Genomic DNA, 1722 nt, shown 5'->3' on the forward strand with positions numbered 1-1722 from the left:
CGCCGGCCGTGCCGGCACGCGAGGCGGGCGTGACGGCGGTCGGCGTTTTCACGTTCGCGCCGTAGCCGCGCGACACGACGCCCGGCGTGAAGCCGGCCGCGCGCAGCGCGTCGACGAGCGCGATCACGGTGGGCGTCTTGCCGGTGCCGCCGACCGTCACGTTGCCGACCACGACGACCGGCACGCCGACGTCGACCGCCTGTTTCCAGCCGCGCGCGTACGCCGTGCGCCGCAGCGCCGCGCAGAGGCCGAAGGCGCACGCGAACGGCGTGAGCGCCCACGCGAACGCGCCGCGGCGCTGCCATTCGCGCGTCACGCGCGTTTCGAGCCGCGCGAGCAGGCCGTCGGCCGCGCTCATCGGGCCGGACGCGGCATCGCAGGCGCCGCAGCGTGGGACGGGTTCGTCAAGGCGGATTCTCCGTTGGGCGGCGCGTGCCGCAAGGGGTTCGGAAGGCGGCACTCTAGCGCGCCGGCCGCGCTCGCCGCAAGCGCGGGCCGACGCAGCGCGAGACGGGGACGGAACGCGCGAGCTTGTGGATAACTCTGTGAAAAACTTGCCTGCCATTGGCCGCAAAGGCCCGCCGGACGGGCCTCGAATCGGATGAGAATCATTTCGAAAGGTTTAAAAAGAGCTATAAATCAACGAGTTAAACCAAATAGTCAGGCTTTTTACGCGATTTTTCAGCGGTTTTCGCCGGCGCTTGCCAGAGTGTGGACACTTCGGTGCATGGCAGCGGCGCGGCGTGACGCTGGACGCCGCGCGGATGTCGGACTATCGTGTCGCCGCCAGCATTCAATCGACCTTCCATGCTCTCCGCCTCTCCTTTTGCCGCACCCGGCGCGACGCGCGGCGGCGACGAAGTGATTCCCGTTTCGGCGCTGAACCGCGCGATTTCGACGATGCTCGAACGCTCGTTCCCGCTGCTGTGGATCTCGGGCGAAGTATCGAACTTCACGCGCGCGGCGAGCGGCCACTGGTATTTCTCGATCAAGGATCAGCAGGCGCAGATGCGCTGCGTGATGTTCCGCGGCCGCGCGCAATACGCGGAGTTCATGCCGCGCGAAGGCGACCGCATCGAAGTGCGCGCGGTCGTCACGATGTACGAGCCGCGCGGCGAGGTGCAGCTGAATGTCGAGGCCGTGCGGCGCACCGGACAGGGACGGCTCTACGAGGCGTTTCTGCGGCTGAAGGCGCAGCTCGAGGCCGAAGGGCTGTTCGCGCCCGAGCGCAAGCGGCCGCTGCCCGCGCACCCGCGCGCGATCGGCATCGTCACGTCGCTGCAGGCCGCCGCGCTGCGCGACGTGCTGACCACGCTCGCGCGTCGCGCGCCGCATGTCCCCGTGATCGTGTATCCGGCGCCCGTGCAGGGCGCCGGCGCGGCGGAGAAGCTCGTCGCGGCCGTGCAAACGGCGAACGCGCGGCGCGAGGTCGACGTGCTGCTCGTCTGTCGCGGCGGCGGCTCGATCGAAGATCTGTGGTCGTTCAACGACGAAGCGCTCGCGCGCGCGATTGCGGCGAGTGAACTGCCGGTCGTCTGCGGCGTCGGGCACGAAACCGATTTCACGATCGCCGATTTCGCGGCCGACGTGCGCGCGCCGACGCCGACCGGCGCGGCCGAGCTCGCGAGCCCGCAGCGCGCGCTGCTGCTGCGCGAACTGGCCGAGCGCGAACGGGCGCTTGCCCGCGCACTGGCGCGCGGGCTCGAGCAGCGCGCGCAGCAG

The 1722-nt window shown here is 70.2% G+C and carries 2 protein-coding genes; one reads left to right on the forward strand and one right to left on the reverse strand.

What is annotated here, in order from left to right:
* A partial coding sequence (locus HMPREF3115_RS20385; protein ID WP_176748757.1) for a tetraacyldisaccharide 4'-kinase occupies window positions 1-358 on the reverse strand: 358 nt, incomplete at its 3' end.
* Window positions 359-807: 449 nt separating this feature from the next.
* On the opposite strand from HMPREF3115_RS20385, the gene xseA reads away from it, so the two are divergent.
* The coding region (xseA, locus tag HMPREF3115_RS20390) for an exodeoxyribonuclease VII large subunit (protein WP_070555782.1) at window positions 808-1722 on the forward strand (915 nt) is incomplete at its 3' end.

This window comes from Burkholderia sp. HMSC10F09 (assembly GCF_001806955.1).
Taxonomy (GTDB): Bacteria; Pseudomonadota; Gammaproteobacteria; order Burkholderiales; family Burkholderiaceae; genus Burkholderia; species Burkholderia multivorans.